Source organism: Chryseobacterium sp. RR2-3-20 (genome assembly GCF_017808115.1).
GTDB lineage: Bacteria > Bacteroidota > Bacteroidia > Flavobacteriales > Weeksellaceae > Chryseobacterium > Chryseobacterium oryzae.
The window spans coordinates 1-25,089 of sequence record NZ_JADQBD010000048.1 but is presented as its reverse complement, the minus strand read 5'-3'; the positions used below and the strand labels follow the sequence as shown (position 1 = coordinate 25,089).

Annotated in this window: 28 protein-coding genes and 1 pseudogene; 20 read left to right on the top strand and 9 right to left on the bottom strand. The window is 32.8% G+C overall.

Features of this window, described 5'->3' with window-relative positions; all coding sequences use genetic code 11:
- Window positions 1-671: 671 nt before the first annotated feature.
- Complete coding sequence (locus IV513_RS11175; protein WP_209390658.1) at window positions 672-1,475, top strand: hypothetical protein; 804 nt, start codon at window positions 672-674, stop codon at window positions 1,473-1,475.
- Window positions 1,476-1,511: 36 nt separating this feature from the next.
- Here the strand turns inward: IV513_RS11175 and IV513_RS11170 are convergent, their stop codons facing one another.
- Window positions 1,512-2,366, bottom strand: a complete 855-nt coding sequence (locus IV513_RS11170; RefSeq protein ID WP_209390657.1) for a nucleoside phosphorylase — start codon at window positions 2,364-2,366, stop codon at window positions 1,512-1,514.
- A 204-nt stretch (window positions 2,367-2,570) separates the two neighbouring features.
- Window positions 2,571-2,894 carry a translation initiation factor gene (locus IV513_RS11165; RefSeq protein WP_209390656.1) on the bottom strand — a complete coding sequence of 108 codons (324 nt, stop codon included), beginning with the start codon at window positions 2,892-2,894 and terminating at the stop codon, window positions 2,571-2,573.
- A gap of 192 nt (window positions 2,895-3,086) precedes the next feature.
- On the opposite strand from IV513_RS11165, the gene gpmI reads away from it, so the two are divergent.
- The 5 genes from gpmI (at window position 3,087) to IV513_RS11140 (ending at window position 7,974) form a co-directional block, all read left to right on the top strand.
- Window positions 3,087-4,628 (top strand): 2,3-bisphosphoglycerate-independent phosphoglycerate mutase, encoded by a 1,542-nt coding sequence (gene gpmI, locus IV513_RS11160; protein WP_209390655.1) that lies wholly within the window; start codon window positions 3,087-3,089, stop codon window positions 4,626-4,628.
- 152 nt (window positions 4,629-4,780) lie between these two features.
- Entirely contained in the window at window positions 4,781-5,758 is a 978-nt protein-coding gene (locus IV513_RS11155) for an acyl-ACP desaturase (RefSeq protein WP_209390654.1), read from the top strand.
- A gap of 94 nt (window positions 5,759-5,852) precedes the next feature.
- Complete coding sequence (locus IV513_RS11150) at window positions 5,853-6,284, top strand: BT0820 family HAD-type phosphatase (RefSeq protein WP_209390653.1); 432 nt, start codon at window positions 5,853-5,855, stop codon at window positions 6,282-6,284.
- Window positions 6,285-6,396: 112 nt separating this feature from the next.
- Window positions 6,397-7,206 (top strand): type I methionyl aminopeptidase, encoded by an 810-nt coding sequence (gene map / locus IV513_RS11145; protein WP_209390652.1) that lies wholly within the window; start codon window positions 6,397-6,399, stop codon window positions 7,204-7,206.
- The gene (locus IV513_RS11140; protein WP_209390651.1) at window positions 7,207-7,974 is read left to right on the top strand and encodes a class I SAM-dependent methyltransferase; all 768 of its coding nucleotides are present in this window, start codon (window positions 7,207-7,209) and stop codon (window positions 7,972-7,974) included.
- Between the two features lie 58 nt (window positions 7,975-8,032).
- Here IV513_RS11140 and IV513_RS11135 read toward each other — a convergent pair whose 3' ends face one another.
- The gene (locus tag IV513_RS11135; RefSeq protein WP_209390650.1) at window positions 8,033-8,359 is read right to left on the bottom strand and encodes a multidrug efflux SMR transporter; all 327 of its coding nucleotides are present in this window, start codon (window positions 8,357-8,359) and stop codon (window positions 8,033-8,035) included.
- A 126-nt stretch (window positions 8,360-8,485) separates the two neighbouring features.
- Here IV513_RS11135 and era point away from each other — a divergent pair, with 126 nt between their 5' ends.
- Together era and IV513_RS11125 are read left to right on the top strand one after the other, a co-directional pair.
- Window positions 8,486-9,361 carry a GTPase Era gene (gene era / locus IV513_RS11130; RefSeq protein WP_209390649.1) on the top strand — a complete coding sequence of 292 codons (876 nt, stop codon included), beginning with the start codon at window positions 8,486-8,488 and terminating at the stop codon, window positions 9,359-9,361.
- A gap of 66 nt (window positions 9,362-9,427) precedes the next feature.
- Window positions 9,428-9,856 carry a DoxX family protein gene (locus IV513_RS11125; RefSeq protein WP_209390648.1) on the top strand — a complete coding sequence of 143 codons (429 nt, stop codon included), beginning with the start codon at window positions 9,428-9,430 and terminating at the stop codon, window positions 9,854-9,856.
- Window positions 9,857-9,928: 72 nt separating this feature from the next.
- Here IV513_RS11125 and fsa read toward each other — a convergent pair whose 3' ends face one another.
- The gene (fsa, locus tag IV513_RS11120) at window positions 9,929-10,582 is read right to left on the bottom strand and encodes a fructose-6-phosphate aldolase (protein ID WP_209390647.1); all 654 of its coding nucleotides are present in this window, start codon (window positions 10,580-10,582) and stop codon (window positions 9,929-9,931) included.
- Between the two features lie 121 nt (window positions 10,583-10,703).
- Between fsa and pepE the strand changes: the two genes are divergently transcribed.
- The 9 genes from pepE (at window position 10,704) to IV513_RS11075 (ending at window position 18,634) form a co-directional block, all read left to right on the top strand.
- Window positions 10,704-11,396 (top strand): dipeptidase PepE, encoded by a 693-nt coding sequence (pepE, locus tag IV513_RS11115; protein ID WP_209390646.1) that lies wholly within the window; start codon window positions 10,704-10,706, stop codon window positions 11,394-11,396.
- 53 nt (window positions 11,397-11,449) lie between these two features.
- Window positions 11,450-12,823 carry a D-alanyl-D-alanine carboxypeptidase/D-alanyl-D-alanine-endopeptidase gene (gene dacB / locus IV513_RS11110; RefSeq protein WP_209390645.1) on the top strand — a complete coding sequence of 458 codons (1,374 nt, stop codon included), beginning with the start codon at window positions 11,450-11,452 and terminating at the stop codon, window positions 12,821-12,823.
- Window positions 12,824-12,828: 5 nt separating this feature from the next.
- Complete coding sequence (locus tag IV513_RS11105; protein WP_243577597.1) at window positions 12,829-13,992, top strand: HAMP domain-containing sensor histidine kinase; 1,164 nt, start codon at window positions 12,829-12,831, stop codon at window positions 13,990-13,992.
- Window positions 13,993-14,046: 54 nt separating this feature from the next.
- Window positions 14,047-14,715 (top strand): ABC transporter ATP-binding protein, encoded by a 669-nt coding sequence (locus IV513_RS11100; protein ID WP_209390644.1) that lies wholly within the window; start codon window positions 14,047-14,049, stop codon window positions 14,713-14,715.
- A gap of 60 nt (window positions 14,716-14,775) precedes the next feature.
- Window positions 14,776-15,453: a DNA repair protein RadC gene (radC, locus tag IV513_RS11095; protein ID WP_209390643.1), complete on the top strand. Its 678-nt coding sequence runs from the start codon at window positions 14,776-14,778 to the stop codon at window positions 15,451-15,453.
- On the top strand, window positions 15,450-16,358 hold the full coding sequence (locus IV513_RS11090; protein WP_209390642.1) for a hypothetical protein: 909 nt from the start codon (window positions 15,450-15,452) through the stop codon (window positions 16,356-16,358). Before radC ends, IV513_RS11090 begins: the two co-directional genes overlap by 4 nt.
- Window positions 16,359-16,431: 73 nt before the next feature.
- Complete coding sequence (locus IV513_RS11085; RefSeq protein ID WP_209390641.1) at window positions 16,432-17,364, top strand: phytanoyl-CoA dioxygenase family protein; 933 nt, start codon at window positions 16,432-16,434, stop codon at window positions 17,362-17,364.
- Between the two features lie 126 nt (window positions 17,365-17,490).
- Complete coding sequence (locus IV513_RS11080) at window positions 17,491-18,003, top strand: hypothetical protein (RefSeq protein WP_209390640.1); 513 nt, start codon at window positions 17,491-17,493, stop codon at window positions 18,001-18,003.
- A 22-nt stretch (window positions 18,004-18,025) separates the two neighbouring features.
- Window positions 18,026-18,634 (top strand): inorganic pyrophosphatase, encoded by a 609-nt coding sequence (locus IV513_RS11075; protein ID WP_209390639.1) that lies wholly within the window; start codon window positions 18,026-18,028, stop codon window positions 18,632-18,634.
- An 86-nt stretch (window positions 18,635-18,720) separates the two neighbouring features.
- On the opposite strand, the gene IV513_RS11070 is transcribed toward IV513_RS11075, so the two are convergent.
- Window positions 18,721-19,860 (bottom strand): aminotransferase class I/II-fold pyridoxal phosphate-dependent enzyme, encoded by a 1,140-nt coding sequence (locus tag IV513_RS11070; protein WP_209390638.1) that lies wholly within the window; start codon window positions 19,858-19,860, stop codon window positions 18,721-18,723.
- Between the two features lie 150 nt (window positions 19,861-20,010).
- Here IV513_RS11070 and IV513_RS11065 point away from each other — a divergent pair, with 150 nt between their 5' ends.
- A complete protein-coding gene (locus IV513_RS11065) occupies window positions 20,011-21,048 on the top strand; it encodes a M28 family metallopeptidase (RefSeq protein ID WP_209390637.1) in 1,038 nt (345 codons plus the stop codon).
- A 66-nt stretch (window positions 21,049-21,114) separates the two neighbouring features.
- Window positions 21,115-21,536: pseudogene (locus tag IV513_RS15850) on the top strand (threonine aldolase); the annotation flags it as partial.
- A gap of 51 nt (window positions 21,537-21,587) precedes the next feature.
- On the opposite strand, the gene IV513_RS11055 reads toward IV513_RS15850, so the two are convergent.
- The 4 genes from IV513_RS11055 to IV513_RS11040 form a co-directional block, all read right to left on the bottom strand.
- On the bottom strand, window positions 21,588-21,836 hold the full coding sequence (locus IV513_RS11055) for a hypothetical protein (protein ID WP_209390635.1): 249 nt from the start codon (window positions 21,834-21,836) through the stop codon (window positions 21,588-21,590).
- The gene (locus tag IV513_RS11050; protein ID WP_209390634.1) at window positions 21,836-22,144 is read right to left on the bottom strand and encodes a co-chaperone YbbN; all 309 of its coding nucleotides are present in this window, start codon (window positions 22,142-22,144) and stop codon (window positions 21,836-21,838) included. The genes IV513_RS11055 and IV513_RS11050 overlap by 1 nt, the downstream gene beginning before the upstream one ends.
- A gap of 96 nt (window positions 22,145-22,240) precedes the next feature.
- Window positions 22,241-22,873, bottom strand: a complete 633-nt coding sequence (locus IV513_RS11045; protein WP_209390633.1) for a peroxiredoxin — start codon at window positions 22,871-22,873, stop codon at window positions 22,241-22,243.
- A gap of 158 nt (window positions 22,874-23,031) precedes the next feature.
- Window positions 23,032-24,171 (bottom strand): acyl-CoA dehydrogenase family protein, encoded by a 1,140-nt coding sequence (locus IV513_RS11040; protein ID WP_209390632.1) that lies wholly within the window; start codon window positions 24,169-24,171, stop codon window positions 23,032-23,034.
- A gap of 192 nt (window positions 24,172-24,363) precedes the next feature.
- Here IV513_RS11040 and IV513_RS11035 point away from each other — a divergent pair, with 192 nt between their 5' ends.
- Complete coding sequence (locus tag IV513_RS11035) at window positions 24,364-25,077, top strand: endonuclease (RefSeq protein ID WP_209390631.1); 714 nt, start codon at window positions 24,364-24,366, stop codon at window positions 25,075-25,077.
- Window positions 25,078-25,089 lie beyond the last annotated feature (12 nt).

Below are 25,089 nucleotides of genomic sequence, written 5' to 3'. Positions count from 1 at the left end.
TGTCCCAAAATGTGCTGAAAAACTGAATAAATTCATATCTAATTGTTTGATTACTACAAATATACAAAAGTTATGATAAATTACGGATATTCATTATTTATTAGTTTAAAAAAATCAAATATAATTTTGAAAATAAACTTACTCTTCTAAATATTTTTTTCAAATAGATATATTATGTCTGTCGATCTTTTTAAATTTTGCAAATAACTGTATATTAAATATTTATAAAATATAATTTTGAATAGTTATTAAATAGTCTTAAAAATTTGTGTAAATTTGCATCCTGAATAACTGAAATGAAAAGAATCTCACTAATATCTTCAACCTTAATTGCGTTGTTATCTTCCAATTATTTGTTTTCTCAGGTTGGGATTGGTACATCAACACCTGATGCTTCATCAATATAGCATTTAAATAGTTCAAATAAAGGATTACTATTAACTAGTGTAGCATTAACTTCTACAACGGATGCTTCAACAATATCATCTCCTGCAATAGGACTTTTAGTATGGAATAATGGTAATGGAGGTCTTGCCCCTGTAGGATTATATTATTGGAATAACTCTCAATAGAATATACTTTCAGCTGGTGGAGGAGGAGGAAGCAGTAATGGTTGGAATACTACTGGAACAAATATCGGTACATATTCTGGAAGTTCAACTTCTTTAGCTTTGGGAACTTCAACTTATGATGATTTAATTTTTAAAATTAATTCATCAATAGCAGGTCGTTTGGGTGTTAATAATTCTGTTGCTTTAGGAACTTCTTCCACAGCCGCACAAAATGCAACCGCAATTGGAAATGGGGCTAATGCAGCATATCAAGCAACCGCAATTGGATATAATGCAAAGGTGACTTCTAATGATGCAACCGCAATTGGAGAAAATTCGGAAGCTGCAGGATATCAATCGATAGCAATAGGATATAATTCTAAGACAAATTCTTCCGGTGAAACTGCTATTGGAATAAATTCTATTACCAATAATCAAAATTCAACAGCTATTGGAAATCAAAGTTCAGCTACTGGACAAAATTCAACAGCTATTGGATATGGTGCTTCTACTTCGCAGTCTAACGCTATTGTTTTAGGCAATAATTATGCAAACGTTGGAATTGGTACCAGTACACCTAATACATCAGCAAAGTTGGATGTAAATGGACAATATAAACTGGGAGAAAAGGGTACTTTGCAGAAAAATCTTATCAGTTTTGATGTATATCCTTCTATATCAATAAATAATTTGGGTGCTGGACAAACAACTACATTAAGTATTACAATTCCAGCAGGATTGTTGTCTTCCACAAAAGCGACAATAACAGTTACACCCGATGGTAATTTTCTAGGTACAACTTTTGCTATGTCTAATGCAAGAGTTAATTCTACAGCAGATGCTGTAATTAATCTAACCAATATTTCAAATTCACCAGCGAGTTTATATTCAGGACATTTTTATGTAACAATCAACGAATTTTAAAAAAAGGATTTCAAAATTTGAAATCCTTTTTTTAATTTATTTAATTATTCTATCTAAAACCCATTCAATCAGATTTTTTTCTGAAGCATGATGGTCTGCAGAAAATTCGCCACGTCGTCTGTTGGCAATAACATTATTTACCGTTATTGCTTTATGTCCTAATAATTTTGAAAACGCATAAATTGCAGAAGTTTCCATTTCAAAATTGGTAATTCCCAGTTCATTTAAAGTTTCTAGAAACTTATCATCCAAAGCTTTCAAACGAAGTTGTCTTCCTTGAGGAGCATAAAAACCGGGAAAAGTTGCCGTATTACCATGATAAGCCGCATCGCTATATAAAGAACTCAATTCTTCAGACCATTCCGAAAAATAAAGCATAGATTTTACCTTTTCATAAGGAAACTGATCTAAAAACTTTTTGGAGAAATCGTTTTCAAATTGATAATCCTGATAAAAGTTCATTAATCCGTCTAAGCCGACAACATTTTGGGTAACAAGCATATTGTCAACCTTTATATCGGGATTTACACTTCCGCAAGTTCCCATTCTGAAAAGGCTGAGCGAATGATGACTGCTCTTAAATTCTTTATTTTTTAAATCGATATTTACCAAAGCATCAAGTTCGTTCATTACGATATCGATGTTTTCGGTACCAATTCCGGTAGACATTACCGAAATTCTTTCACCTCGCAAAGTCCCAGTATGCGTATAAAACTCTCTTTTGTTCTTTTTAATTTCTACTTTATCGAAGTATTTTGAAACTTTCGGAACTCTGTCGGGATCACCAACCAATATTATTTTATCTGCAATATCTTTAGGAAGAAGATTAAGGTGATAAACACTACCATCATCGTTCAGAACCAACTCTGAAGCGGCCAATTTATTAAGCATAATTTTTTTTATTAAAAATGGGGGCGTTAAGATAAGAATTTAGTTTTAATTAAACTTTTTTAAAGATAACTATAAATTCATTTATCATTAAAATTCGTGTAATAAATGATGTATAGTTTTGCAATTATTATTTTTACTTTCTCTGTTGCTGTCGTCATTTTCTTTGATGACGGCAATTTTTTTTTAAAGTAAGTTCATTATTAACTAACCGCCAACTCTTTTGGTTTTATAACCCATATCTTTAAGAAAAGTCATTATTTTGTCACGGTTATCGCCTTGGATAATAATTGTGCCATCTTTCTCGGAGCCACCTATTCCTAATGTTGTTTTAATTTTTTTAGATATTTTTTTTAAATCTTCATCATTGCCTTCCCAACCTTCAACAATCGTTACAGGTTTTCCGTTTCTGCCTTTTTTTTCAAATTTGCAAACCAAAGGTTCTTTCTGCTTAAATTCTTCCCGAGGCATTTCAAAATCCTGCTCTTCATGTTCAGGAAAAAGGTTTTTTAATTGATCTCTTAAATCCATACAACAAAATTAAAAATAATTAATAATGTGACAGATTATTTCTAAATTTTTATTTGCCTCATATTTGGCAAATAGATGAAAATTAATGAAAAATTATATCTTAAATAAATCTTGTTTATCATCAAAATTAAAACTTTCAAATGCTGTAATTCATCATAAAATCAATAAATTTGTTTGTTAAAAAATTAGAAAATGTCTAAAAAAGCAATATTAGCAATACTTGATGGATGGGGTTTAGGAAAAAATCCAAATGTTTCTGCCTTAGCACAGGCAAATACGCCATTCATAGATAGTTGTTTACAAAAATTTCCTCATACTACTCTGGAAGCAAGCGGTTTAGCAGTTGGGCTTCCTGCGGGACAAATGGGGAACTCTGAAGTGGGGCATATGAATTTGGGTGCAGGTAGGGTCGTTTATCAGAATTTGGTAAAACTCAACATGGCTGTTGAAAACGGAACTTTAGGCCACGAAAAAGTAATTCAGGATGCATTCGCATATGCAAAACTCGAAAATAAAAATATTCATTTTATAGGTTTAGTTTCTAATGGCGGTGTTCATTCTCATATCAATCATTTAAAAGGTTTATTATCGGCTGCGAACGATTTTGGTTTAAAGGAAAACGTTTATGTACACGCATTTACAGACGGGAGAGATTGCGATCCGCATTCCGGATTGGGTTTTGTTGAAGAATTGCAGAATCACATGAGCCAAACTACGGGTAAGTTAGCTTCCATCATTGGTAGATATTACGCTATGGACAGAGATAGAAGATGGGAACGCGTAAAACTTGCTTACGATGCAATGGTAGAAGGAGTAGGATTACAGACTACAGATGCTTTATCAGCCATTAAATCTTCGTATGAAGAAAATATTACCGACGAATTTATTAAGCCTATAATTTTGGTTAAAACTACTCAGATGGGTAATGTAGTTCCTGTAGCAAAAATTACGGATAAAGATGTGGTTATCTGCTTCAACTTCCGTACAGACAGAGGTAGAGAAATTACAGAAGTGCTTTGCCAACACGATATGCCGGAATATTCTATGCACAAATTAGACCTGCATTATATTACGCTTACCAATTACGATAAAACTTACCAAAATGTAAATGTTGTTTTTGATGAAGAAGTTCTAAAAGAAACAATGGGTGAAATTTTGGAAAGAAACGGAAGAACACAAATAAGAATTGCTGAAACCGAAAAATATCCGCACGTTACATTTTTCTTTTCAGGAGGAAGAGAAGAAGAGTTTCACGGTGAGAAAAGATTATTGTGCCCGAGTCCGAAAGACGTTCCTACTTACGATTTAAAACCAGAAATGTCTGCATACGATATTACCAATGCAATTTTACCCGAATTGGAAAATGAAACTGCAGATTTCGTTTGCTTAAATTTTGCAAATACAGATATGGTAGGACACACAGGCGTTTTTGAAGCTGCAGTAAAAGCAGCAGAAACGGTAGACCAATGTATTCAAAAAGTTGCAACTATGGCGTACGAACACAATTATGCTGTTTTTATTTTAGCCGATCATGGTAATTCTGATGTAATGATTAATGAAGACGGATCTCCAAACACTCAGCATTCTACCAACTTGGTGCCTTTTATTGTAATGGATAAAGATAAATCATGGAATTTAAAACCAGGTAAATTAGGGGATGTTGCCCCTACAATTCTATCTGTGATGGGAGTGGAAATTCCTGCAGTAATGACAGGAAATATATTAGTTTCCTAAATTTTTTAAAATAAAAATTCAAAAACAGCGTTATTCAGTAGAAGCGCTGTTTTTTTTATGATTTATATCAGAGATAATATGAGATACATACAATAGTATGCTTTGAATAATAAATAAATCATATCTTTGTTAATTAATAATTTTATTTTTAGATGTACAATAAGCTGGTAAGAAAAGAGGTAATGGGTATTTTGGAAAAGGAAGTGAGTTCTTTTCTTGAGAATTTTTTGACTCCAATTGAAAAAATATGGCAACCTTCAGATTTTTTACCGGATCCATCCAGCGAAAGTTTTAAATACGATTTAGAAGAAATTCAGACTTTTGCACGAGAGATGCCTTACGATTTGTTTGTAACACTCATTGGCGACTGTATTACGGAGGAAGCTTTGCCTTCTTACGAATCTTGGCTAATGGGAGTAGACGGAGTAAATCAGGAAGAAAAAGTAGGTTGGGCAAACTGGGTTAGATCTTGGACAGCTGAAGAAAACAGACACGGAGATTTATTGAATAAATATCTTTATCTCTGCGGTAGAGTTAATATGCGTGAAGTTGAAATTACTACACAATACCTTATTAGCGACGGTTTTGATCTTGGAACAAGTATGGATCCGTACAGAAACTTTGTCTACACAAGTTTTCAGGAAACAGCAACTAATATTTCTCACAGAAGGGTTGGTACTTTGGCAAAACAGTCCGGTAACGGGAAACTTGCAAAAATGTGCGGTGTTATTGCTGCAGACGAAGCTAGACACGCAAAAGCATATAAGCATTTTGTCACTAAAATTCTAGAATTAGACCCATCAGAAATGATTTTGGCATTTGAGGACATGATGAGAAAAAAAATAGTAATGCCTGCACACATGATGAGACAGTCTGGCCAGAAAGCGGGAGAACTTTGGGGACATTTTTCGGATGCTGCACAAAGATGCATGGTTTACACCGGACAAGATTACATCAACATCATGAAAGATCTTCTGGACGAATGGAAAATAGAGCATATTAAAGGGCTTACAGAAAAAGCAGAAAAAGCTCAGGAATACCTTATGAAACTTCCATCAAGATTGCAGAAAATTACAGACAGACTTTCTACTCCAGATTTGCAGTTTGAATTTAGTTGGGTGAAAAACTAAACTATTTTTAACATTAAATTATAAAAGAGAGTGCCGATAGTTTTTCGGCACTCTTTTATTTATTTCTTATCTTTGCAAAGTTTAAAACGCAAAAATGTTACAAAATAAAAAAATAGCTGTGGATTTTGATGGAACGATTGTAGATGATGCATATCCAGCCATCGGAAAAGCTAAAATATTTGCTTTTGAAACCCTCAAAAAATTACAGTCAGAAGGTTATAGACTCATACTTTGGACTTACAGACACGGTAAAACATTAGATGAAGCTGTAGAATTCTGCAGACAAAACGGATTAGAATTTTATGCTGTAAATTCAAGTTTTGAAGGAGAAGTTTTTGATTCTGAAAAACAATCCAGAAAACTAGATGCAGATTGGTTTATAGATGACAGAAACATCGGTGGTTTTCCGGGATGGGGAGAGATTTATAACATCATCAAAGAAAGAATTGAATTCCGTGTGGAAGGGAGAGAGGTTTTAGCTTATTCAAAGCTTAAAAAAGAAAAGAAAAAAGGATTATTCTGGTAGAATAACTAATATAACAATATAGTAATGTAGCAATTTACCAATGATAATTGTTACATTATTAAACTTTTAAATTGTTACATTGATGTAACTAATACATTGGCAAATTAAAACAATGATTCAACTTAAAAATATAGACGAACTTCGTCTGATGAAAGAAAGTGCACGCTTGGTTTCCAGAACATTAGGAATGTTGGCTAAAGAAATCAAACCGGGAGTTACTACTTTATATTTAGATAAACTAGCACACGATTTTATTAAAGATCATGGAGCAGAACCCGCATTTTTAGGATATGGAGGTTTTCCATATTCATTATGCATTTCCCCAAATGAGCAGGTAGTACATGGTTTTCCGAGTAATGAGGAAATAAAAGAAGGCGATGTTCTTTCCGTAGATTGTGGTGCAATTCTTAATGGTTTTGTAGGAGATCATGCATATACTTTCGAAATTGGTGAGGTGAAACCTGAAACCAAAAAATTATTGAAAGTTGCTAAAGAATCTCTTTATAAAGGAATTGAGCAGTGTGTAAGAGGAAAGAGAATTGGAGATATTTCGTTTGCTATTCAAAATCACTGTGAAAAAGAGGGTTATGGTGTTGTAAGAGAATTGGTTGGTCATGGTGTTGGGAGAAAAATGCATGAGGATCCTCAAGTACCTAATTATGGAAGACAGGGAAGTGGAAAAGTAATAAAAGACGGTTTAACAATTGCTATTGAACCCATGATTAATTTGGGAACAGAAAAAGTGAAGTTCCATAATGATGGATGGACGGTTACTACCTTAGATAACCAGCCTTCTGCACATTTTGAACATGATGTAGCCGTAATTAATGGTAAACCTGTATTGCTTTCTACATTTCAGTATATTTATGATGCTTTGGGAATAGTAACCGATGAAGAAAAAGCTTTTCAATTAGACTTTTAAATGAAAAAGCTTACTAAGTTTTTGCTTAATAAAATTCCGAGACCGGCACTTATCCAGATGAGTGTTTGGGCGCGTCCACTTATTTATCAGTTTTTCAAAGGAAATCAGTTTTTTGATCCTATTGATGGGAAATCTTACCGGAAATTTCTTCCTTACGGATATGGAAATCAGCGAGAAAATGCATTATCACCAGGAACTTTAAGTCTGGAAAGACACCGACAAATGTGGCTTTATCTTCAGAATGAAACAGATTTTTTTATAAAAAATTATAAAGTTCTTCATATTGCTCCAGAGCAGGAGTTTTTAAGAAAGTTTAAAAAAATGAGCAATCTTAATTATATTTCTGCAGATTTGTATTCTCCAATTGTTGATGTTAAAGCAGATATACTAAATCTTCCTTTCCCGGACGATAGTTTTGATGTAGTATTCTGCAACCACGTTTTAGAGCATATTCAAGACGATTCTAAAGCCATGAAAGAGCTTTATCGGGTAATGAAGCCTGGAGGCTGGGGAATATTACAGGTTCCGATGAAAAATTCTCTGCAAAAAACGTATGAAGATTTTACAATTACAGATCCAAAAGAAAGACAAAAGCACTTCGGACAGTACGATCATGTCCGTTGGTATGGAATGGATTATTTTGACCGTTTAAAATCTGCGGGTTTCAGTACTGAAGTCAATTTTTATTCTCAAAAATTTACCGATGAGGAAATTAAGAAATACGGATTAAGAAAAAACGAAATTCTACCGATTGTACAAAAAAAATAAAAAACGGCTTCATTTTTTGAAGCCGTTTTAGTTTATTAATTATATTTTAATTGATAAGTTAGTGAGAAACAGCTTTTAAACCAATTACAGAACCAATTAAAGTACAAATAAAAAATACTCTCCAAAAACTTGCCGGATTTTTAAATACAAAAATTCCTACTAATGCAGTTCCTACGGCTCCAATTCCTGTCCATACCGCATACGCTGTTCCTATTGGTAAAGTTTCTGTTGCTTTAATCAGTAAAAGCATAGAAACGGTTAAACAAGCTAAAAACCCTGCAAACCACCAATACATTTCATTTCCGTTGGTTTCCTTTACTTTTCCGAGGCAAGATGCAAAAGCTACTTCAAATAATCCTGCAATAATTAAAATAATCCAGTTCATAGTATTTATTTCTGATTTTAAAGCTCAAAAATAAAGCTTTTAAATTGAACTATGAAGATTGTCTATTTTTGTTTTAGTAACTTTGCAAAACTTAAAAAACAGAACATTAAAATTTAAACAAAATAAATGCACAAAGCAGGATTTGTAAATATTGTTGGAAAACCAAATGCCGGAAAATCTACTCTTCTTAATCAGCTGATGGGAGAGAAGCTGGCTATTGTTACCCAAAAAGCCCAAACTACCAGACATAGAATTTTCGGAATTTATAATGAAGAAGACTTACAGATTGTATTCTCGGATACGCCGGGAGTTTTAGATCCTAAATACGGTCTTCAGGAAAAAATGATGGATTTTGTAAAAGATTCTTTGCAGGATGCTGATGTTTTTCTTTTTATCGTAGATGTTACCGATAAAGCCGAACCTTCGGAGTTCTTAATAGATAAACTTAATAAAATTCCGGTACCGGTACTTTTGTTACTGAATAAAGTAGACCAAACCAATCAGGAAGGTTTAGAAAAACTGGTATCCGATTGGCACGAAAGAATTCCAAAAGCTGAAATTCTTCCTATTTCTGCACTCAATGCCTTCAATACAGACGTTATTCTTCCAAAATTGAAGTCTATGTTACCAGAAAATCCGCCATATTACGATAAAGATATGTATACGGATAAGCCTGAAAGGTTTTTTGTAAACGAAGCTATTAGAGAAAAAATTCTTTTGAATTATGATAAAGAAATACCTTATTCTGTTGAAGTAGTAACGGAAATGTTTAAAGAAAAAGAGGGGATTATTTTTATAGATTCTATTATTTATGTGGAAAGAGATACCCAAAAAGGAATTTTAATTGGGCATAAAGGGGAAGCTATTAAAAAAGTAGGTACTGAAGCTAGAATAGATCTGGAAAAGTTTTTTGCAAAAAAAATCCATCTTAACCTTTTCGTAAAAGTGAAAAAAGACTGGAGAAAAAACGATCGTGATCTTAAAAACTTCGGATACAGATAAACAAATTGATAGCCGATTTCCTTTATAATAAAGATTTTTATTACCTTTATGTAAATTTTTTATTCAATGAGCTATTTAAACTCAAAAACCAATCCTTTGCTTTGGGATATTGTTATTTTCGTGGTTAGGTTATTTGTAGGATTCGCTATGATTTCTCACGGATTTCCGAAACTTCAACAATTAATAGAAGGCGGTGAAATTCAATTTTTCGATTTCTTAGGATTAGGGACAAAAGTGAGTTTGGTATTGACGGTTTTTGCCGAATTTGTCTGTTCAATTTTTATAATTTTGGGCTTGTTTACAAGAATAGCAACCGGGTTTTTAATATTTACCATGATTATTGCAGCATTTGTTGTACATGGCTCTGACGGTTTTGATAAAAGAGAATTAAGCTTATTGTATTTATCCGTTTATTTAATGATTGTCTCATTTGGAGCCGGAAGGTTTTCGGTGGATCATATGATAGAAAAAAGACGGAGAAGTTCTCAATGGTAAAAATATACTAAAATACAAATCCCGAAATATTTCTAAATATTTCGGGATTTTTTTATTGTTAAATGCTTATTCTTAAGCTAATTTCTGAGAATCTGCTACAAACTGAGCCAATCCGCTGTCTGTTAAAGGATGCTTCAACAAGCTCAAGATTGGAGGAAGAGGAGAAGTAATTACATCTGCACCAATTTTAGCACAGTCGATAATGTGCATAGAATGACGGATAGATGCAGCTAAAATCTCAGTTTCATACATATAATTATCAAAAATTAATCTGATTTCCTGAATTAAATTAAGACCATCTGTACAAATATCATCTAATCTTCCTAAAAACGGAGATACATACGTTGCTCCAGCTTTTGCAGCCAATAAAGCTTGTCCCGGAGAGAAAATTAAAGTACAGTTTGTTTTAATTCCTTTATCCGAAAAATATTTTAAAGCTTTAATACCATCTTTAATCATCGGGATTTTAACAACGATATTAGGATGAATCGCAGCAAGCTCATCTCCTTCTTTAATCATTTCTTCGTAAGTAGTAGAAAGTACCTCTGCAGATATATCTCCGTCTACGATTTCGCAGATTGCTTTATAGTGGTTTTTAATTGCTTCGGCACCCTGAATTCCTTCTTTTGCCATCAAAGACGGATTTGTGGTTACACCATCCAAAATTCCCAAGTCTTTAGCTTCTTTAATCTGCTCTAAATTCGCAGTGTCAATAAAAAATTTCATTCGATTTATAGATTTATTCCCGCAAATATAATGAATACTTTGTAATTAGTGGTTTGATAGGAAAATGATTAGTTTTAATTATCTTTGTTTTTATCTGAAATATATTAACAGCAATTACACCATGAATATTATATTGGCTTCAACTTCAACGCTTTTTGGAGGGGAATATCTTGAGTATTTAAAAACAGAATTAATAGAATTATATAAAGGAATAGGCGAAATTATTTTTATTCCGTTTGCAAGACCAGGAGGGATTTCTCATGAAGAATATACAGAAAAAGCAAAATCATTCTTCAAAACAATAAATATCTCTGTAAAAGGGCTGCACGAATTTAAAGATAAGACTGAAGCTTTACACTCGGCAAAAGGATATTTTACAGGCGGCGGAAACACTTTTTTACTTGTAAAAACTTTACACGAAGAAAATCTGATGTCTGTTCTGAAACAAAATGTAGAAAAAGGAAAAGCGTACTTGGGGTGCAGCGCAGGAAGTAATATTGGCGGACAGAATATGAAAACGACCAACGATATGCCAATTGTTTATCCGCCAAGTTTCGATTGTATGGGATTGGTTCCGTTCAATATTAATCCGCATTATTTAGATCCAAATCCCGATCTTAAGCATAATGGAGAAACCAGAGAAACGAGAATTAAAGAATTTTTAACCCAGAATAATACTAAAGTAATTGGTCTTCGGGAAGGAAACTGGATTCGCAGAATAGGAAGCACAATAACCGTGGAAGGAAGCGAATCTACAAGAATTTTTGAGCAAGGAAAAGAACCTTACGAAATTGAAGCGGGAAGCAGATTATAACCAATTCATCATTGTAAATAAAATCGACTTTGAATTTTAAATTTTTATTAAGAATGAAAAAAATAATCGCGATATCAGTTTTTTCTACGCAAATAGTTTTTGCACAAAATATTTCGCAGAAACTGGATACTGCGACCAAAAATCTCATGAATTCTCCTTTGGCGGTTTCATCTAATATTTCTTTGTACGTTGCAGATGAAAATGGTCAGCTAATTTATGAATATAACGGAAATAAAGGACTATCCACTGCTTCAACACAGAAAATTTTTACTGCAGCAGCTGCTTTAGAAACTTTAGGAAAAAATTACACCTACCAAACAACCGCTTCTTATTCAGGTACAATTTCTAGTGGAAATTTGAACGGAAATTTATTTATTTCTTCTAATGGTGATCCTACATTGGGAAGTTGGCGGTATGAAGGTTTCAAACCTGAAAATTTCAAGCAAAAATTTTTAGAAGCTTTAAAAAAATCCGGAATTACAAAAATTTCTGGCGATTTAATTATTGATGATTCTTATTTTGATCATCAGACAATTCCCGGAGGCTGGCCGTGGGATGATTTGGGGAATTATTATGGAGCAGGGATTTGGGGAATTAACTGGAGAGAAAACCAATTCGACATCAATATCAGCGGAACCGATTTTAAAAGCTTTTCTTATCCTTTAGAAGGTGTACAATGGCTGAATGATCTTAAAGCAAGTGGAAATTCAGACCAAAGTTTAATTTTTACTTCGCCTCATTCTGATGTAGCTTTAATCAACGGAAATTTACCTTCCGGAAAAATAACGACAGTTTCCGGAGCTGTTCCAAATCCTCCTTTACAGTTAGGTGTAGAAGCTATAAAATGGTTGAAAGAATCGAACATTGAAATTTCCGGTAAAGTTGTTACCAATTCACAACTAGAAATTGAAGGTAAATCTCCATTCAGTATTTCAAAAAATAAAGTTATCCTCCATTATGAATCTCCAACATTAGATAAAATTGTCTATTGGTTTTTGAGAAAAAGTGTGAATTTATATGGAGAAGCACTTATAAAAACATTGGGAAAAGAAAAAAAACAAAATTCAAGCTTCAAAAGCGGTGTAGCGTATTTAAAAGAGTTTTGGACATCAAAAGGGATCAACTCTAATATGATTAATTTTGCTGATGGGAGCGGACTTTCACCTCAAAATTATGTTTCTGCAAAAGCTGAAGTTCAAGCTTTACTATATGCCAAAAAACAGCCTTGGTTTTCCAGTTATTACGAAGGATTTCCCACACAGGATAACGGAATGAAAATGAAAAGCGGAACCATGAGAGATATAAAATCTTATGCAGGCTATCACACCGCAAAAGATGGAAAAAAATATGTATATTCTGCCATCATCAATAACTATCAGGGAAGCGGAAGTACAGAATTGCAGAAAATTCTAAGTGTTTTAAAATAAATACATTGAAAAAACGGTCTATTTTTGCCAGATTCAATAACTGGTTTATTTTTGCAATGATGACTTTAGTGGTTATCTCTATCGTTATTTCGTCTACCTTGGTTATTAATTATCTTAAAAAAGAAGAAATAAAAAGGGTAGATATTTTGGTAAATGCGATTAAATTTCAGCAGGATGCCGTTACACCAAGTTTGGAAGTTCAGGGATTATTGCTTAATATTTACAGTTCTAATACCACAATTCCCGTAATTATTCTGGATAAGAACGATCAGGTTATAGAGTTTAAAAATCTTCCGAAAGATTTTAAAACAGAAACGAAAGATGTGGTAGAACTCGCAAAAAAAATGGAAAAAAAATATCCTGCCATCGAAATAAAAGTACAGGGAGGAAACGATCAGTTTGTTTATTACGATAACTCAAAAGTTCTCAATTATCTGCAATATTCTCCATATCTGTTAGGATTATTTGTTTTGAGTTATTTTCTGTTTTCTTTTTGGTTTTTAAGAACAGTAAAAAAGACAGACGAAGGTTATCTTTGGGCGGGTTTAGCCAAAGAAACTGCACACCAAATAGGAACGCCGCTTTCTTCGATGATCGGATGGATGGAAATTATGAAACTTGAAAATCCTGATTCTGAAGGCGTTGTAGAAATCGAAAAAGACATCGAACGTCTGAGAACAATATCCGAAAGATTTTCTAAAATAGGATCTGTTCCTGAACTGAATGATCTTGATTTTAATAAAACCATTCAGGATAATTTTGATTATCTCAGAACAAGAATTTCAAAAAAAATAGATTTTACGTTACAGATTCCTACCTACAAAATTTTGGTTCCGCACAATAAAATTTTAATGAGCTGGGTAATTGAAAATTTGGTAAAAAATGCTGTAGATGCCATGAAAGGTGAAGGTACTTTACAAATGTCTGTTTTCGAACGGAATAAAAATATTTTGGTTGAAGTAAAAGACAGCGGCAGCGGAATGACAAAATCTCAGGCAAATAATGCTTTTAAACCGGGTTATTCTACCAAAAAACGAGGTTGGGGATTAGGCTTAAGTTTAGCCAAAAGAGTAGTGCAGGAATATCACAACGGAGATATTAAAATTTCTCAGACCGAAATTGGCAAAGGGACAACATTTAGAATTCTCATTAAAAAGGAAGGATCTTAGCAAAACGAAAAAAAGTTCGTTATAGAAAGTAAAAATTTTCACTATTTTTGAAGCATGATTAAAGCGACTAATATTCATAAATTTTATGGAGATCTGGAGGTATTGAAAGGTGTTAATATCCATATTAAAACAGGCGAAGTAATTTCTATTGTGGGAGAATCCGGAGCAGGAAAATCTACTCTTCTTCAGATTTTAGGAACATTAGACAGCGCGTCTAACCCTAAAAATTACGGCACAGAAATTACCCTGAATGGTGAGTCTTTCATCAATATGAATGATAAACAGATTTCAAAATTCAGAAATCAAAATATTGGTTTTGTTTTTCAGTTTCATCAGTTATTGCCAGAATTTACTGCTTTAGAAAATGTTTTGCTTCCTACAAAAATTGCCGGGAGCAACGAAAAAGATGCGATGGAAAAAGCACAACAGCTTTTCGAAGATCTAAAAATTGCCCACAGAATTAATCATAAGCCCAATCAGCTTTCCGGAGGTGAAGCACAGAGAGTTGCAGTTGCAAGAGCTTTAATTAATTCACCAAAAATTATTTACGCAGACGAACCTACCGGAAATTTAGACTCAAAAAATGCGGATGATCTTCATCGTCTATTTTTTGATTTGAGAGATAAATACAACCAAACTTTCGTAATTGTAACCCACAACCCGCAGTTGGCAGAAATTACCGACCGCAAATTAGTGATGAAAGACGGAATGATTATCGAATAGCATCTCTTCTTAAGTTCTTAAGCTTTTTATTACATTTGTGTGAAAGAAAACACAAATAAGATGTCTATAAAATTTTTAGCTGAAGACGACCGTCCCAGAGAAAAGTTCCTCCTGAAAGGTAAAAATTCTCTTTCAGATTCAGAACTTTTAGCCATCATTATGGGAAGTGGCAGTAGGGAAGAATCCGCTGTGGAACTAGCAAGAACAATTCTGAATTCTGTGAATAACAATTGGCATCAGTTGAGTCTTCTTACCATAAAAGATTTAATGAAGTTTAAAGGAGTGGGAGAAGTAAAAGCTATTTCTATCGCCACTGCTTTAGAAATTGGCAGAAGACGGTCTGCACAAGAAATTCCAGAGAAGCCACAAATTTCTTGCAGTAAAGATGCTTATGATATTTTGAAAATACATCTTTCAGATCTCAGAACAGAAGAATTTTGGGCAGTTTTCTTAAACCAAAGCAATAAAGTAATTCACTTTTCGCAATTAACCCAAGGCGGAATAAGCCAGTCTATTGTAGATGTTAGAATTTTGTTTAAAACTGCTTTAGAACATTTTTCTACAGGTCTTATTATTGCTCACAATCATCCTTCCGGAAATAAAAAACCAAGTGCTGAAGATATTAGTATTACCAAAAAAATAAAAGATGCAGGAAACCTGATGAATATTCAGCTTTTGGATCATTTAATTATTACTCAAAACTCTTATCTTAGCTTTGCCGATGAAGGTTTATTATGATTAGAAGATTACAGTACCACGAAATTGATTTTGAAAAATATTCCAATTGTCTCGAAAACTCTGTTCAACGCAAGTATTCTGCAACAAAATTATTCTTAGATATTACTTCAGATAAACATTGGGAACTCCTGATTTACAACGATTATGAAGCGGTAATGCCGGTTCCGTTTGTACAAAAAATGGGAAAGAAAATAGTTCATAACCCAATGCTTTGTCAACAGTTAGGAATATTTTCAAAACAAGATCATATTGAAATTAATGAGGCTTTTCTGAAATATTTAACTCAAAATTATCTGATCAGGATTTATAATTTTAATGAGTTTAACCAATTTAAAACTTCTCTTACGACCAAAAAAAACTTCCTCATTATTCCTAAAGATTATAAAACGGTATTTTCGCAGTACTCTCCGAAAAGAAAGAGAAAACTTCGTCTGGATGATGAAGTTGTTAAAAATTCTGAAATCAGAAAGGTGAATTTTATTGAAGTGGAAAATTTTATCAGAGAAAATTTTTTGGGAGCCAGCAAAGAAGCTGATGTTGCCTCTTTCATGAATATTTTTAAGAAAATGGATATTAATGGCTGTATAGAAATATCTGCATTTTTTTTGAAAGAAAAAGTAATTAATGTAATTATTACTTATATTGATGATTGTACGGTTGCACTTTTAGGCACTTTTAACAATAAAGATTTTGTAAAAGTTTCGGGAGCTTCCACATTAATAGATCATAGCATACAAGAAAATATCAGCCAACGTATTTTTGATTTTGAAGGAGGAGAAATTCCTAATGTTGAAGAATTTTTTCGTGGATTCCGGCCAGAACTTCGTCCTTATCCTTCCATCAGCTATTCCAAAAAAGATCTTATCAAAAAAATGCTTAGCTTGAAATTTATCATGAAATCTTAATTTAATAGTTGGTTAAACAGCATTTTAAATATTATTCCCTACATTTATAACTGTTTTATGAACCATTTACGTAATGCTAAAGAAAATCCGTAATTACAAGCTTCCATACGTTATTTATAACTTTTTCAATAAGAAAAAACTCAAACATAATATTCCGCTTTACAGAAAATTTGGGATTAACAAAAGTTATTTTTCGAGCATTTCGAGCAAAGATTTTGCACATCTTCCCGAAAAAGAAAGACAGTTTAATGCTCAGAAACTTTTTAATACTGAATTTTACAAAAATTTAAGCCAAGAAAATCAGATCAGTGCACAAGGTTTCGATGAAAATGGCTATCTTATCCTAAAGAATTATCTGAGTTCTGAAATGGTAGATAACATAAATAGCGAAATAGACCGACTTTTAAAAGACGGAACGATACAATTCCGTTATGCTGGAAAACTGATGTTTGTCATTCATCATTCAGAAATATTGAAAAAAATAGGAACAGACCCAAAACTTTTAGAATTTTTATCGGTTTTAATGGATGGAGATGCCAAACTTTTTCAGAGCATTAATTTTATTAATGGAAGTCAGCAGAAAACGCATTCAGACAGCATTCACATGACTACTTATCCTTTGGGCGGTTTACTCGGAGTTTGGATCGCGTTAGAAGATGTAGACGAAAGCAATGGCGCATTACATTATATTCCTAAAAGCCATAAACTTCCTTATTTCCTGAATTCCGATTACGATAATGAAGGAAGTTTCCTGAAAATTGGTAAAAAAAGCTATAAGGCTTATGAAGAGTTTTTGGAGGGAAAAGTAAAAGAATTAGATCTTAAAAAAGAAGTTTTCCGAGCAAAAAAAGGAGATCTTTTAATATGGCATGCCAATATTTTGCATGGTGGCGAACCACATATTGATAAAAGCAGAACAAGAAAAAGCCTTGTTTATCATTATTTTGATGAGCAAAGTATATGCTATCATGAAGTTACCCAAAGACCTGCCCTGTTTGAAGTTTAAAAAATTGAATTAGATTTTTATAATCATTAATATGTCTTCAAAATTTATATATTTCACTCTGAAAAAGATTTATCCGAAAAAGCATTCTGAAAACATATTTTATTATTAATTTTGCGTCCTTAAATTATGGTAAACTTTTCAGATTATCTTCCGTATGCTGCTACACTCGTTATTGCAATTCCTTTTTTGGTTTTGCTGCGACAGTTTGTGCATAACTATATTAATTTAAAAAATCAGGAGCTAAAACTGCTTTCTATAAAATCTAACTCCGAAAACAAAACCCATTCTTACGAAAGAATGACTCTTTTTCTGGAAAGAATAAAACCTTCCAATCTTATTTTGAAGTTCGATAAAGATCTTGCAGTGCACGAATTCATTTTTCTTACAGAGAAAACCATCAACGAAGAATTCGAATATAATGCATCGCAGCAGTTGTACATTACCAAAAATTCTTGGCAGAATATTGTAGATTCTAAAAATGCCATTATAGACTTATTGCACAAAACGTATACAAGTTTAAATAACAATCCCGATCTTAATGAATTTAAAACTGTTTTCATTATGAATTACATGAATGAAAACGATTTTATTGGTGCTACCATTGAAGATTTAAGAAGGGAAATTATAATCATTGCTTAATTGAAAAATAAATAAAAAAATCATGATTCCAAATTTTAAAGCCCATCCATGGCACGGAATTTCTGCGGGAGAAGATTCGCCAAACGTTGTGAATGTTTTTGTGGAAATTGTTCCTTCAGACACTATTAAATATGAAATAGATAAAACAACAGGTTATCTAAAAATAGACAGACCTCAGAAATTTTCTAATATCATCCCTGCATTATACGGTTTTGTACCTAAAACATATTGCGATACCGAAGTAATGAAACTTGCTGTAGAAAGCGGTGCAACAGATGTTACTACCGGAGATCACGATCCTTTGGATATTTGTGTTTTGAGTTCTCATAACATTACTGGAGGTGTTTTATTGGAAGCTATCCCAATTGGTGGATTCAAGATGATTGATGGTGGTGAAGCAGACGATAAAATTGTTGCTGTATTGGTAAACGATCATGTTTTCGGACAGTTCAGAGATATTTCAGAAATACCAAAGGCTGAAGTAAACAGATTGATGCACTATTTCTTAACCTATAAAAATTTACCGGATGAGCCTGCAAAATGCAGAATTCAGGAAATTTACGGTGCAGATCATGCTAAAAAGGTAATTGAAGCATCTAAAAAAGATTATTCGGATAAATTTGGAGGATAGTCTCTGAATTTTCAAAATAAAATAGAAAAACAGATGGATAATTTCATCTGTTTTTTTGTGTTTAAGATGGTCATTTTTCTCTTTATCTAAAGGTTTCTGCTTAAATGCTCAAGTGCCTGAATAATGACATCATCTTTTTTTGCAAAACTGAATCTTATATAATCAGAATCCTGTTTGGAATTATAAAATGCTGAAAGTGGTAAACATGATACTTTCTTTTCTACAGTAAGCCATTTAGAAAATTCAACATCCGTCATTTTTTTATTTACTTCACGAAAATTAACGATTTGGAAAAAACCACCTTCTGCGATTTGTTCAGTTTTCAAAGGGGTGTATTGCAACAAATGGTTGAAAGTATCTCTTTTATCCTGCATCAGTTTTCTGTTATCTTCAGGTTCAAAAATCTTTAAAAAGTTGGCAATCGCATATTGGCACGGAGCATTGGTACTGTAAGAAATATATTGTTGATAATTTCTGAATTCTTCCAGCAGATTTTCAGCTGCTATAAGATAACTTACTTTCCAGCCTGTTGCATGAAACATTTTCCCGAAAGAAAATATACAGAATGTTCTTTTTTTAAGCTCCGGATGAAGAAAAGAACTGTAATGATATACAGAATCGTAACAGTAAATGTCGTAAATTTCCTCTGAAATCAAATAAATTTCTTCGTCCTTTATAATTTCATAAAGATGATCCCAGTCTTCCTTTTTCCAGACTTTACCCGTTGGATTTTGTGGTGAATTTACAATAATAGCTTTTGTTTTTCCCGAAATACAATCACGAAGTTTTGTCCAATCTACACTGAAATCTTCTTCAAGGTCATAATAAATAGGAATTCCACCATTAATTGTGATAGAAGGAGCATAAGTATAATAAGACGGCTGAATAACAATAACTTCATCTCCAAAATTAAGGATAGATTTTAAAGCTGTAAACAAGGCAAAAGTAGAGCAGGGAACAATATTAATTTCTTCCTTTTTTAAATCTAAACGATGATTTCTTTTAGAATGCAGAGCAATAATTCCGTCAATTAACATTGCATTTCCAGAAAGAGATTCATAACGGTGCGAACATAAATCTGCCGCTTCTTTCAGATACTCTCTCAGCCGAGAATCTACCTCGAAATCGGGAAGTCCTAACGATAAATCATAACTTTGATGTCTAGAAGCCAACTCCGACATTTCAGTAAAAAACGTAAAGTCTTTAAATTCGTAAATTTTTGCCATATAGTCTTATATCAAATATATAAAAAAATAATATCTGCAAAACAATTTGATTTTTTTTGTTAATTTTAAAGCAAAATAGACTTGTAAATATTCTTCTTTTTAACTGATAATAATTTCAAGTATAATATTTTAAAACTTCAAATAATTTCTATGAAAAAAATATTCATTCCGCTTTTAGCCATTTCTTTGTTGTCGAGCTGTGTTACTACACAAGTTAATAATGAAGTAAATAAGGAAAAACAGCATCCGAAAGAGATAGGTTTTTTATCTGCATTTAAAGAAATTAAACTTGAGGATTTAAAGCAAAATTTAACCGTTATTGCCTCCGATGAAATGGAAGGACGAGATACCGGAAGTCGCGGACAGAAAAAAGCAGGTGAATATATGATTCGTTTTTACAAAAATCTTGGGATTTCTTTTCCAAAGTCTTTGGGATCTTATTATCAGAAAGTTCCTGCATCTTATATGCAACAAAAAGGTGGTTCTAATTTACCCGATTCCGAAAATATTCTCGCCTTTATTGAGGGAAGCGAAAAACCGGAGGAAATTATTGTGATTTCTGCCCATTACGATCATGTAGGAACACAAAATAATGTTGTTTATAACGGTGCGGATGATGATGGGAGCGGAACTGTCGCGGTTATGCAGATTGCAAAAGCTTTTCAGGCGGCTAAAAAGGCAGGAAATGGCCCCAAAAGATCTATACTTTTTCTGCATGTAACCGGTGAAGAACATGGGCTTTTCGGTTCCGAATATTATTCAGATCATCCTGTTTTTCCTCTTGGGAACACAGTTGCCGATCTTAATATTGATATGATTGGTCGGGATGATCCAGAAAATAGAGGCAAAAATTATGTGTATGTAATTGGTTCAGAAATGTTGAGTTCACAGTTGAAAACCATTATTGAAGAAGCGAACATCAAGATTAATAATCTTGAACTGAATTACAAATATGATGATCCTAATGATCCTGAAAAACTGTATTACCGTTCAGATCATTACAATTTTGCCAAACATAATATTCCGGTTGCATTTTTCTTTGACGGAATTCATGAAGATTATCATGAACCAACAGATGATGTAGAAAAAATAGATTTTCCTTTACTGCAAAAAAGAACTCAGCTTATTTTCGCAACAGCCTGGGAACTGGCAAATCGTAAAGAAAGAATTGTTGTAGATAAAAAATAGCGGATGGACATCAGTATAAAATCGATTAGACCTTTCATCGGAGCTTCAAATTTTGATATCAGCAGAACTAAAAACGGAGCTTTATTAGGTGAAGCCATTATCATCAATAATAAAGAATTGTAGCCTAATTTCGGGTTTAATATTAAACAGAAAGGAGCATTATTGGCAAAAGGAAGGCTCTTAGGAATTCAGTTTTTGGAATTAATGAAAAATGATCTGTATTTCAACTTTGCAAAAAATGCCAATCAACACAGGCAATGAAAATTAAAAAAGCTTTAACTGAAATGGGATTTCATTTTCTTGCAGATACTTACACCAATCAGATTTTCCCAATTTTAAGCAATGAACTAATTGATATTTTATCTCATCAGTTTGATTTCTATGTTTGGCAAAAAGTAGATGAAGAATATTCTGCCATTCGGCTCATTACTTCATGGTGTACACCCGATGAAGCTGTGAAAGAATTTATCAGACAAATTAGAAAATAAAAAAATGCAGCTTATATTTTATAGCTGCATTTTTTATGATGATGGGAAGTTTTATCTATCAATAGATCCCAAAACTTTTTGTGCAAAAGAATTAAGTGCGTCTTTCTCACTCATTCCATTCTGTACATTATTATGAACTTCCAATGCTCCACAGATATTGGTGATAAGTTCACCTGCAACATTAAGATCTTCTTCAGATGTTCCTCTGAATTCTGAAAAACTTTCTAAAACTTCTAAAGTTTTTTCAAGATTTTCGGGAGTTTGTGTTTGATAAAACTGTCTTATGATGGGTAATTTCATTACGCTAATTCGTTAAATAAATTGGTAAGACTTTCTGCCTGATTAGATTGTACCTGGTTTAGCAATTCACCGTTTTTGAAGATCGCAAAAGTAGGCAGATTATCTACTTTAGCCAGTTTTCTGCTTTCCGGAAGTTTTTCGGCATCAACATACAAAAAAGGAATACTTTCGTTTTCAGAAGCTAGTTTTTTGAATTTCGGCTTCATAATTCTACAGTTTCCACACCATGTTGCTCCGTACTGTACAACAACTTTATCATTACTTTTTACAATATCCTGTAAAGTGTCTTCTGTTAATTCTGTATACATAATTTTAAATTTTAAAATGTATTAAATTGAAAATGAGATAATAACAGATGTTAAAAACTCTGAATTGTATTATCTCATTTTCAGATTTATTTTCTCTTAGTTTTTAGCTAAATATTCTGCTGTAGAAGTTCTGTCAGCTTTCATAGCATCTTTACCTTCTTCCCAGTTTGCAGGACAAACTTCTCCAAATTTCTGAACGTGAGTATAGGCATCAATTAATCTTAAATATTCTTTCACGTTTCTACCCAAAGGCATATCGTTTACAGATTCGTGGAAGATTTTTCCGGTTTCATCAATTAAGTAAGTTGCTCTGTAAGTTACGTTAGAACCTGTGAAAACTTCTTCACCCTCTTCATTGTATTCGAAATCCTGATCTACGATTCCCAAAATATTTGCCAACTGTCTGTGTGTATCTGCCAATAAAGGATAAGTAACACCTTCAATTCCTCCATTGTCTTTTGCAACGTTTAACCATGCAAAATGAACTTCGTTAGTATCACAAGATGCACCAATTACTTTTGTATTTCTTTTTTCAAACTCTGGTAAAGCTTCCTGAAAAGCGTGAAGCTCTGTTGGGCAAACAAAAGTAAAATCTTTTGGATACCAGAATAAAAGAACTTTTTGTTGCTTTGAAGTTGCTTCTTCAAATACATTTATTCTTAAATCGTCGCCCATATCAGACATTGCGTCAACAGTAACATTTGGGAATTTTTTTCCAACTAAAGACATAATTTTTATTTTTTTTGATTGTTATTTATATCTGCAAATTTAGAGTTTTTTATCTATCAAAAAAATGATTTTCGATAAATAAAATCTATATTAATTTAAGCTAAATAAAAAGACCCAACATATTGTGTTGAGCCTTATATTTTGTAAAGAATTTAAAATTATTTAGTAATATCTCTTCCTATAACTAATCTTTGGATTTCAGAAGTTCCTTCACCAATGGTACAAAGTTTAGAATCTCTGTAGAATTTTTCTGCAGGGAAATCTTTGGTATAACCATAACCTCCGAAAATCTGAACAGCATTATTGGAAATTCTTACACAAGCTTCAGATGCATATAATTTTGCCATTGCACCTTCTTTTGTCATTTTCTGTTTTGCATTTTTCAGTGTGGATGCTCTTTGGATTAATAATTCTGCAGCATCAATTTCAGTTGCCATATCTGCAAGCATAAAGTTGATCGCCTGAAAGTCTGAAATAGATTTTCCGAACTGTTTTCTTTCTTTAGCATATTTTAAAGCAGCTTTATAAGCACCTCTTGCAGTACCTAAACTAAGAGCTGCAATAGAAATTCTTCCTCCATCCAAAATTTTCATTGCCTGTTTAAAACCTTCACCTACTTCTCCTAATCTATGAGAATCGGGAACTCTTACATTGTCGAAGATAAGTTCAGCCGTTTCTGAAGCTCTCATTCCCAATTTATTTTCTTTTTTACCAGAAGTAAAACCAGCCATTCCTTTTTCTAAAACGAATGCAGTAGAATTATTTTTAGCTCCTTTTTCACCTGTTCTGGTCATTACTACAGCAATATCTCCTGAAATAGCATGTGTAATGAAGTTTTTAGCTCCATTTATAATCCATTCATCTCCATTTTTTACGGCAGTAGTAGACATTCCTCCTGAGTCTGAACCGGTATTGTGCTCAGTTAATCCCCAAGCTCCAATTACTTTTCCTGTTGCCAACTGCGGAAGCCATTTCTTTTTCTGATCTTCATTACCAAATTCGTAGATGTGATTCGTACAAAGTGAATTGTGAGCCGCTACAGAAAGCCCAATTGAAGGATCTACCTGAGAAATCTCATCAAGAATAGCAACATACTCGTGATAGCCAAGACCGGAACCTCCATATTCCTCAGGAATTACAATTCCCATAAAGCCCATATCGCCTAACTGATGGAAAAGTTCTTTAGGGAAAGTCTGGCTTTCGTCCCATTCCATAATATTAGGTCTAATATTTTTTTCAGCAAATTCTTTTGCTGTTTCTGCTATCATTTTAATGTTGTTAATCGTTTCTGTATTCATATTACATATAGTTATTTCCCAAAGATAATTAAATTGTTGAAAATAGAAAGAAATTTCTATTTCATCATATTCATTAGTTGCAAAATGCTGAAAATCAATGTAAATTAAATTGATCTATTAACATAATATTAATTTTAAAAAATAGTGTTGTATTAGATTTAATAGCTATTTTAGCCGTCCAATTTTGATGATATGCAAAAAACACTCGTTTCTATATTTTTTTTATCGGTAATGATATCGGCACAGGCTCCGTCAGGATATTATAACGGAACTTCAGGACTTACAGGATATGCTTTGAAATCTAAGCTTCATGAAATTATTTCCAATAAGTTTGTCAATTGGCATTATGGTGACTTGCCTAATTTCTACAATCAAACAGATTTGGATAAATATTATGATCATGGACCAAGTAATACAACGATTTTATTAGATATTTATTCTGAAATACCTAATGGACCAGATTTATATGAGTACACTTCTGCAAATGTAGCCACTAGTGCATCTGCCGAAGGAGCAGGATATAATAGAGAACACATGATGCCACAAAGTACTTTCAATGGTAATTATCCCATGTATTCCGATATATTTTATATCATTCCGGCGGATGCGTATATCAACCAGAGAAGAAGCAATTATCCTTATGGAATTGCAAATTCTACTATATATAATACTTTTAGTAATGGTTCAAAAATTGGAAATAGTGGTATTCCCAATTATCCTTATGCATCTAGAGTGTATGAACCTATTGATGAATTTAAAGGAGATGTTGCCAGAAGTCTGCTTTATTTTGTGGTAAGATATGAAGGTAAGCTGAACAGTTTTAACCCAAATTCCGCAATAGAAAAAAAAGAGTATTTTAGTATTCTAATATCCAACTGCGTAGCAGTAGAAAAAAATAAGCGATGAAATTCGATCTAT

Excerpts from the sequence above, each read along its gene's own strand:
- IV513_RS11170 (WP_209390657.1), bottom strand. The coding sequence starts at position 2,366 with ATGCTTAATAAATTGGCCGCTTCAGAGTTGGTTCTGAACGATGATGGT.
- IV513_RS11165 (WP_209390656.1), bottom strand. The coding sequence starts at position 2,894 with ATGGATTTAAGAGATCAATTAAAAAACCTTTTTCCTGAACATGAAGAG.
- gpmI (WP_209390655.1), top strand. The coding sequence starts at position 3,087 with ATGTCTAAAAAAGCAATATTAGCAATACTTGATGGATGGGGTTTAGGA.
- IV513_RS11155 (WP_209390654.1), top strand. The coding sequence starts at position 4,781 with ATGTACAATAAGCTGGTAAGAAAAGAGGTAATGGGTATTTTGGAAAAG.
- IV513_RS11150 (WP_209390653.1), top strand. The coding sequence starts at position 5,853 with ATGTTACAAAATAAAAAAATAGCTGTGGATTTTGATGGAACGATTGTA.
- map (WP_209390652.1), top strand. The coding sequence starts at position 6,397 with ATGATTCAACTTAAAAATATAGACGAACTTCGTCTGATGAAAGAAAGT.
- IV513_RS11140 (WP_209390651.1), top strand. The coding sequence starts at position 7,207 with ATGAAAAAGCTTACTAAGTTTTTGCTTAATAAAATTCCGAGACCGGCA.
- IV513_RS11135 (WP_209390650.1), bottom strand. The coding sequence starts at position 8,359 with ATGAACTGGATTATTTTAATTATTGCAGGATTATTTGAAGTAGCTTTT.
- era (WP_209390649.1), top strand. The coding sequence starts at position 8,486 with ATGCACAAAGCAGGATTTGTAAATATTGTTGGAAAACCAAATGCCGGA.
- IV513_RS11125 (WP_209390648.1), top strand. The coding sequence starts at position 9,428 with ATGAGCTATTTAAACTCAAAAACCAATCCTTTGCTTTGGGATATTGTT.
- fsa (WP_209390647.1), bottom strand. The coding sequence starts at position 10,582 with ATGAAATTTTTTATTGACACTGCGAATTTAGAGCAGATTAAAGAAGCT.
- pepE (WP_209390646.1), top strand. The coding sequence starts at position 10,704 with ATGAATATTATATTGGCTTCAACTTCAACGCTTTTTGGAGGGGAATAT.
- dacB (WP_209390645.1), top strand. The coding sequence starts at position 11,450 with ATGAAAAAAATAATCGCGATATCAGTTTTTTCTACGCAAATAGTTTTT.
- IV513_RS11100 (WP_209390644.1), top strand. The coding sequence starts at position 14,047 with ATGATTAAAGCGACTAATATTCATAAATTTTATGGAGATCTGGAGGTA.
- radC (WP_209390643.1), top strand. The coding sequence starts at position 14,776 with ATGTCTATAAAATTTTTAGCTGAAGACGACCGTCCCAGAGAAAAGTTC.
- IV513_RS11090 (WP_209390642.1), top strand. The coding sequence starts at position 15,450 with ATGATTAGAAGATTACAGTACCACGAAATTGATTTTGAAAAATATTCC.
- IV513_RS11085 (WP_209390641.1), top strand. The coding sequence starts at position 16,432 with ATGCTAAAGAAAATCCGTAATTACAAGCTTCCATACGTTATTTATAAC.
- IV513_RS11080 (WP_209390640.1), top strand. The coding sequence starts at position 17,491 with ATGGTAAACTTTTCAGATTATCTTCCGTATGCTGCTACACTCGTTATT.
- IV513_RS11075 (WP_209390639.1), top strand. The coding sequence starts at position 18,026 with ATGATTCCAAATTTTAAAGCCCATCCATGGCACGGAATTTCTGCGGGA.
- IV513_RS11070 (WP_209390638.1), bottom strand. The coding sequence starts at position 19,860 with ATGGCAAAAATTTACGAATTTAAAGACTTTACGTTTTTTACTGAAATG.
- IV513_RS11065 (WP_209390637.1), top strand. The coding sequence starts at position 20,011 with ATGAAAAAAATATTCATTCCGCTTTTAGCCATTTCTTTGTTGTCGAGC.
- IV513_RS11055 (WP_209390635.1), bottom strand. The coding sequence starts at position 21,836 with ATGAAATTACCCATCATAAGACAGTTTTATCAAACACAAACTCCCGAA.
- IV513_RS11050 (WP_209390634.1), bottom strand. The coding sequence starts at position 22,144 with ATGTATACAGAATTAACAGAAGACACTTTACAGGATATTGTAAAAAGT.
- IV513_RS11045 (WP_209390633.1), bottom strand. The coding sequence starts at position 22,873 with ATGTCTTTAGTTGGAAAAAAATTCCCAAATGTTACTGTTGACGCAATG.
- IV513_RS11040 (WP_209390632.1), bottom strand. The coding sequence starts at position 24,171 with ATGAATACAGAAACGATTAACAACATTAAAATGATAGCAGAAACAGCA.
- IV513_RS11035 (WP_209390631.1), top strand. The coding sequence starts at position 24,364 with ATGCAAAAAACACTCGTTTCTATATTTTTTTTATCGGTAATGATATCG.